General features: G+C 71.1%; 7 protein-coding genes. 3 read left to right on the top strand and 4 right to left on the bottom strand.

The window, feature by feature from the left end:
• Positions 1 to 237: 237 nt before the first annotated feature.
• Together FS825_RS17350 and FS825_RS17345 are read right to left on the bottom strand one after the other, a co-directional pair.
• Complete coding sequence (locus FS825_RS17350; RefSeq protein ID WP_144715488.1) at positions 238 to 696, bottom strand: DUF4383 domain-containing protein; 459 nt, start codon at positions 694 to 696, stop codon at positions 238 to 240.
• A gap of 138 nt (positions 697 to 834) precedes the next feature.
• Positions 835 to 2,367, bottom strand: coding sequence for an MFS transporter (locus FS825_RS17345; protein ID WP_144715486.1), 1,533 nt, complete (start codon positions 2,365 to 2,367; stop codon positions 835 to 837).
• 134 nt (positions 2,368 to 2,501) lie between these two features.
• Here FS825_RS17345 and FS825_RS17340 point away from each other — a divergent pair, with 134 nt between their 5' ends.
• Positions 2,502 to 3,389 carry an SDR family oxidoreductase gene (locus tag FS825_RS17340; protein WP_144715484.1) on the top strand — a complete coding sequence of 296 codons (888 nt, stop codon included), beginning with the start codon at positions 2,502 to 2,504 and terminating at the stop codon, positions 3,387 to 3,389.
• Between the two features lie 70 nt (positions 3,390 to 3,459).
• Here the strand turns inward: FS825_RS17340 and FS825_RS17335 are convergent, their stop codons facing one another.
• A complete protein-coding gene (locus tag FS825_RS17335) occupies positions 3,460 to 3,816 on the bottom strand; it encodes a VOC family protein (RefSeq protein WP_144715483.1) in 357 nt (118 codons plus the stop codon).
• Between the two features lie 184 nt (positions 3,817 to 4,000).
• Between FS825_RS17335 and FS825_RS18795 the strand changes: the two genes are divergently transcribed.
• Positions 4,001 to 4,297 carry a Dabb family protein gene (locus FS825_RS18795; RefSeq protein WP_186377316.1) on the top strand — a complete coding sequence of 99 codons (297 nt, stop codon included), beginning with the start codon at positions 4,001 to 4,003 and terminating at the stop codon, positions 4,295 to 4,297.
• Here FS825_RS18795 and FS825_RS17325 read toward each other — a convergent pair.
• The gene (locus tag FS825_RS17325) at positions 4,248 to 5,144 is read right to left on the bottom strand and encodes a helix-turn-helix transcriptional regulator (RefSeq protein WP_144715479.1); all 897 of its coding nucleotides are present in this window, start codon (positions 5,142 to 5,144) and stop codon (positions 4,248 to 4,250) included. The genes FS825_RS18795 and FS825_RS17325 overlap by 50 nt on opposite strands.
• An 86-nt stretch (positions 5,145 to 5,230) precedes the next feature.
• Here FS825_RS17325 and FS825_RS17320 point away from each other — a divergent pair, with 86 nt between their 5' ends.
• Positions 5,231 to 6,013 carry an SDR family NAD(P)-dependent oxidoreductase gene (locus FS825_RS17320; RefSeq protein ID WP_144715476.1) on the top strand — a complete coding sequence of 261 codons (783 nt, stop codon included), beginning with the start codon at positions 5,231 to 5,233 and terminating at the stop codon, positions 6,011 to 6,013.
• Positions 6,014 to 6,021 lie beyond the last annotated feature (8 nt).

Below are 6,021 nucleotides of genomic sequence, written 5' to 3'. Positions count from 1 at the left end.
GCTCGGCGGTGCGCCCGCGCGCTGACGCGCCCTGCGGCGTCCTCCGCGGCCGCCGCATGCCCTGCCGCTCCGGAACCAGGTTCCGGGCACAGCACCACGAACTCCCGCGGTGCTGTGTCCGGAACCTGGTTCCGAACCCCGCGCGCGCTGACGCCCGCCCGACCACAACGCGAACCGGCCCGAACCACCTGATCGCGTGGTTCGGGCCGGTCCGGCTCGTGCGGAGCTCCGTGCAGGTCAGACGCGCCGTGCGCCCACGCGCGGCAGGAGCAGACCGAGCACGATCATCGCGACCGCGAGGATCAGGTGCAGCACGTTGTCGGCGCTGTTCAGCGGGACGAAGTTCGCCGGGTCGGCCATGCCGGCGGTGAACAGTCCGTAGACGAACAGGACCGCGTAGACGATGCCGCCGACGACGAGGTAGAGCCGGGCACCGCGTGCGCTCCGGGCGGCGAGGAGTCCGACGACGCCGAAGAGCAGGTGGACGATGTTGTGGAGCACCGACACCTGGAAGGTCCCGAGGAGCAGGGCCATCGAGCTGTGGCCCGCCATCGACATCGTGCCCATGTCCATCGTCAGGCCGGGGATGAAGCCGGCGATCCCGACGATGAGGAACACGACCCCGAAGACGAGGGCGCCCTTCTGCGTCCACGTGGACCCGTACCCGATGCGGTTGGTGGCTGCGTTGCTGGTCATGATGCGACCTCTCTGTGCTTCAGGATCGACGCACCCGAGCGCCGACCGGGCGCTCATGACGCCCACAGCACATTCGGAGCCGCTCCCCGGGCGGTTTGCAGCGGCTCCGAACCTGTCCGGTCTGCGCAGCACCCGTGGTCAGTGGCCGCCGCGCTGGTCGACCCGGCGGGGCAGGACGAACACGAGGGCGAACGCCGCCACGGCGAAGACCGCACTGACGAGCATCGCGTGGGCAGCGGCGTCCGTGAAGCCCGTGGCCACGTTCTCCGCGGCCTGCCGCTTGACGGCCGCGATCGCCGCGGCGGAGTGCGAGGTCGGGGCGTCCGGTCGGGCGATGCTCAGCGTGCCGAACAGCACCGAGCCGACGACCGCGATGCCGATCGCCGCGCCGACCCGCTGGATGGCCGCGATGACCGCCGAGCCGGAGCCGGCGTCGCGACGGTCCACCGTCGCGACGATGAACTGCGCGTTCGGTGCGATGAACAGCCCGTTGCCGAGGCCCGCCACGAAGAGCGGCACGAGCAGGTCCCAGCTGGTCAGGTCGGTGCCGGTGGTGTTGAGGAACAGCAGCCACAGCCAGATGAGGCCGATCGACACCAGGGCGGTCCCGACGATCAGCACGTTGCGGCCGAGCCGGACAGCGAGTCGGTTGCTCTGCGAGGACCCGACGATGCTCCCGATCGCGAACGGGATCGTGACCGCCCCGGACGCCAGCGCCGTGTGCGCGAGGCCGGTCTGCCAGAGGAGCGAGATCGTGAAGAAGATGCTCGTGAACGCCGCGAAGTAGACGAGCGCGAGGATCACACCACCGGTGAACTGCGGGTGGCTGAACAGCGACGGTGGCACGAGTGCGCTTCCGCCACGGCGCGTGTAGTGCACCTCCCACAGGCCGAAGACGGCCAGCAACACGGCGCCGCCCACGAGCGTCAGGTAGGTCCAGAGCGGCCACCCCTCCGACTGCCCCTGGATGAGCGGGACCAGCAGCGCCACCAGGCCGCCGGAGACCAGGACGACCCCGATCCAGTCGAGCCCGGCGGCGGGCCGGTCGGCCTCGGGGTCGCGCCGCGGCAGCCAGAGCGCGGCGAGGACGAGTGCGACCACGCCGATCGGCAGGTTCACGTAGAAGACGAACCGCCACCCGTCGGTGTCGCCGAACGCCTGGATGAGCAGCCCGCCGATGATCGGACCGAGGGCCGACGACACACCGATGACGCTGCCCATGATCGCGAACGCCCGGCCGCGGGAGCGGGGCGGGAAGAGCAGCTGGATGAAGGCCGTCACCGCGGGGACGAAGATGCCTCCGGCCAGGCCCTGCACGACGCGGAACGCGACGAGTTGACCGTCGGTCTGGGAGATGCCGCACGCGAACGACGACACCGTGAAGAGGGCGATGCCGGCGAAGAACACCCACTTGTGCCCGATGCGGTCGCCGATGCGGCCGGCCGGGATCAGCGTCAACCCGAACGCCAGCGCGTACCCGGAGATGATCCACGACAGCGTTGCCTCGTCCGCGTCGATCGACGTCCGGATCGTCGGGAGGGCCACGTTCACGATCGTCGTGTCCAGGAGCGCGATGAACATCCCGATGAGCAGGACGACGAGCGCGCGCCAGGCGGACGCCGGCACGGTGGGAGCGGCGGGGCGAGCCCCGGGTTCAGCAGTACTGGTCATGTCGAGGAGACGCCTTCCGGGAACGATGAGCCGACGACGCAGCGTACGCCCTGGCCGCGCCGGACGACCGCCGCCGGCCGGACGACCCCCGCCGGCTGGAGGGGCGCCGAGCGGTCCGCGAGCATCGTGGACCCATGAGCCAGTACGACAAGCACGACCCGAACACCCTCTACCCGAAGCCGCCGTTCCCCGAGCAGGAGCAGTCGCTGCCCGGGGCCGCGTGGAAGATGGACCCGAAGCCCGACCATGGCGAGCAGAGCTACGTCGGCAAGGAGCGCCTCACGGGCTACCGCGGCATCGTCACCGGCGCTGACTCGGGCATCGGCCGCGCCGCCGCGATCGCACTCTCCCGCGAAGGAGCCGACCTCGTCCTCTCCTACCTGCCCGACGAGCAGGAGGACGCGGAAGAGGTCCGCGACCTCCTCGAGTCCGAAGGACGCCGCGCGGTCCTCTTCCCCGGCGACATCTCCGACGAGCAGTACTGCTCGGACCTCGTCCAGAAGGCCGTCGACGAGTTCGGCGGACTCGACACCCTCGTCATGGTCGCCGGGCGGATGGACAGCAACGACGACATCCTCACGCTGTCGACCGAGCACTTCGACTCCACGTTCAAGACGAACATCTACTCGCTCTTCTGGCTGACGAAGGCCGCCGTGCCGCACCTCGAGCCCGGTTCCACGATCGTCACGACCGGCTCGATCCAGGCGTCGACGCCGTCGCCGGACAAGATCGACTACGCGGTGTCGAAGGGCGCGATCAAGCTCTTCACCGAGGCCGTCGCCCAGCAGCTCGCTCCGAAGGGCATCCGCGTGAACTCGGTCGCGCCGGGGCCGGTGTGGACGCCGCTCCAGCCGGGCTCCGACGACGCCGAGACCGTGTCGCACTTCGGCGAGGACTCGCCGTTCGGCCGCCCTGGGCAGCCGGCCGAGCTCGCTGCCGCCTACGTGCACCTGGTCAGCCCGGAGTCGAGCTACCAGTCGGGGTCGACCGTCACGATCGCGGGCGGGACGCCCGCGTTCTAGACGGAACAGCAGACGGACGGGAGGCGCGGTGCCAGCTGGCACCGCGCCTCCCGTCCGTCACGTGGTCGCGTCAGCCCTGCGGCGGCGAGTAGAGCTGCAGGTCGTTCCCCTCGCTGTCGGTGAAGGGGATGATCTTGCCCCACGGGTGCTCGCTGATCTCGCCCTGGAGGTCAGCGCCGCGCGACCGCAGGTCGGCGACCTCGTCCTCGATCGACCCGTCCGGCTGGAACGAGACGACCGCGCCGCCGCCGCTCGACGGGGACGCGGACTCGCGGGCGTTCAGGCCGATGCGCAAGCCGTTCGCGTCGATCTCGCTCCAGTCGTCGGACTCGCTCGTCACGGTCAGGCCCAGCGTGTCGCGGTAGAACGCGACCGCTCGCTGCATGTCGCTCACCGGGACCCAGACCGCTGCCACTCCGCTTGCCATGTTGCCTCCTCGTTCGATGTCGTGCTCACCGACGGTTCGCCGGCGGAGCGACGGTAGGTGGACTCGTTGTGCACGGACACAGGGGCGGTGGTGTCTGCGAACGCGGATGGTCCGCCACTGGCACGATCGGGTGCGGGCTCCGCGCGGGGTCCCGACGCATCGACGCATCGACGAGGAGCAGTTCATGGCAGGCGTGACGCACGTGGTCCTGGTGGCCTGGGAACCCGGCACGGACCGGGCGGCCGAGGCCGACGCGGTCGTGGAGCAGCACCTGGACCGGATCGACGGCGTGGAGTCGGTGCGCTCCGGCACGAGCGTGAGCACCGAGGGGCTCGAGGGCGGGTTCGACTGGATGCTGGTCGTGCGCTTCCGGGACCGGACGGCGCTCGAGGGCTACCTGCCGCACCCCGAGCACCAGCCCGTGGCGTCGTTCATCCAGGGTGCGAGCTCCCGCGTGGTGGTCTTCGACCTCGAAGACTGACGGCGTCAGCGCCGAGCACCCCGAGGAGCGCCAGGGCGTCCGCATCCGGCGACCCGGGTACGGCCGTGTAGAGCACGAGGAACTGGTCCGCATCGGTGAGCGCGAGCGTGTCGCAGTCGACCGTGACCGCCCCGACCGCCGGGTGCCGGAACGTCTTCGTCAGGATCGGCGACGGCTGCACGTCGCGCTGCTCCCACAGCCGGGCGAACTCCGCGTTGCCGGTCAGGAGCTCCTCCACGAGACCCGCTACCCGGTCGTCCAAGGGGTAGCGGGCGAGCGTCGTCCGCAGCTGCATGACGACGTGCCGCTGGAACTCGGCGCCGTCCGAGATGCCGTACGGCGGCACGTGCGACGTCGGGGAGTCGTCTGGCGTGAGGGGGAACGCCTTCCTGGCGAGGTTCCGCCCCGCGGCGTCCTGCTCGTCGAAGTCCTCCATGAGCGAGGCGGCGAGGTCGTTCCAGGCGAGGACCTCGAAGTCCGCGGCCATCACGATCGCGGCGGTCTGCGGGAGGCGCTCGATGACGGCCAGGATGCTCGGACGGACTGCACGTCGGACTGTTCCGACGTGCAGCGGGGCGGTCCCGGCGAGGAGGTGCAGGTGGTCGGACTCGGCGTCGCTCAGCCGGAGGGTGCCCGCGATCCCGGCGAGGACCTCCGCGGACGGGCGTGGAGCTCGTCCCTGCTCGAGGCGGACGTAGTACTCGGTCGAGATGTGCGCGAGGACGGCGACCTCCTCGCGCCGGAGGCCCGGCGTCCGTCGGCGTGGGCCGGACGGCAGCCCGAGGTCCTCCGGCCGGAGCCGTTCGCGCCGGGAGCGGAGGAACGCCGCGAGCTCCTGCTTGTCCATGCCCAGAGTCTGCCCCGGCCCGGCGGACGGATCCTGGTACGGGGTGTACCTGGCTGCGGTGCCGACCACGGCGGGACGCTTCCCGCATGACGAACGAGAACCCCACCAACCCCATCGGCCTGCTCACCGGCAAGGTCGTCCTCATCACCGGCGCCAGCCGTGGCATCGGTGCTGCGGCCGCACGGCTGTTCGCCCGGGAGGGCGCGGCGGTCGTCCTCGCGGCACGCAGCACCACAGCGCTCGACACGGTCGTCGACGACGTCCGGACCGCCGGTGGCACGGCCGATGCCGTCGTCCTCGACCTCGCCGACCCGACCAGCATCCGTGCCGCCGTGGACCGGGTCGACCAGCTGCACGGAAGGCTCGACGGCGCGTTCAACAACGGCGCGGCGATCCAGCAGCCCGGGCCGCTCGACACCACGAGCGACGAGGACCTGGAGAACCAGTTCGCGGTGAACTTCCGCGGGCACTGGGTCGCGATGACCGCCGAGGCTGCGCTCATGCGGCGAACCGGTCCCGGTGCGATCGTCAACACCTCGAGCATCGGCAGTCGCCGGGCCAACCCCGCGCTGCCCGCCTACGGGGCGATGAAGCGGGCGCTGAACAGCATCACCGAGACGGCCGCAGTGACGTGGGCACCCGAGGGCATCCGGGTGAACGGGATCACCCCGGGCGGCACGGCGACCGAGATGATCGAGGCATGGGAGACGGCGACGCCGGGCATCACCGAGCAGATCAACGCGTCCGTGCCGCTCGGCAGGATGGCGCGGCCGGAGGAGGTCGCCGAGGTTGCTGCGTGGCTGCTCAGCGACCGTGCCTCCATGGTGACCGGCGCGATCGTCCCCGTCGACGGGGGTGCCGGCGCCTGACCCGACGG

The organism is Curtobacterium pusillum, assembly GCF_007680845.1.
In the GTDB taxonomy this organism is placed as follows: Bacteria; Actinomycetota; Actinomycetes; order Actinomycetales; family Microbacteriaceae; genus Curtobacterium; species Curtobacterium pusillum_B.
Note: the sequence above shows the minus strand (reverse complement) of the source record. Positions and strands in the feature narration are given on the sequence as shown.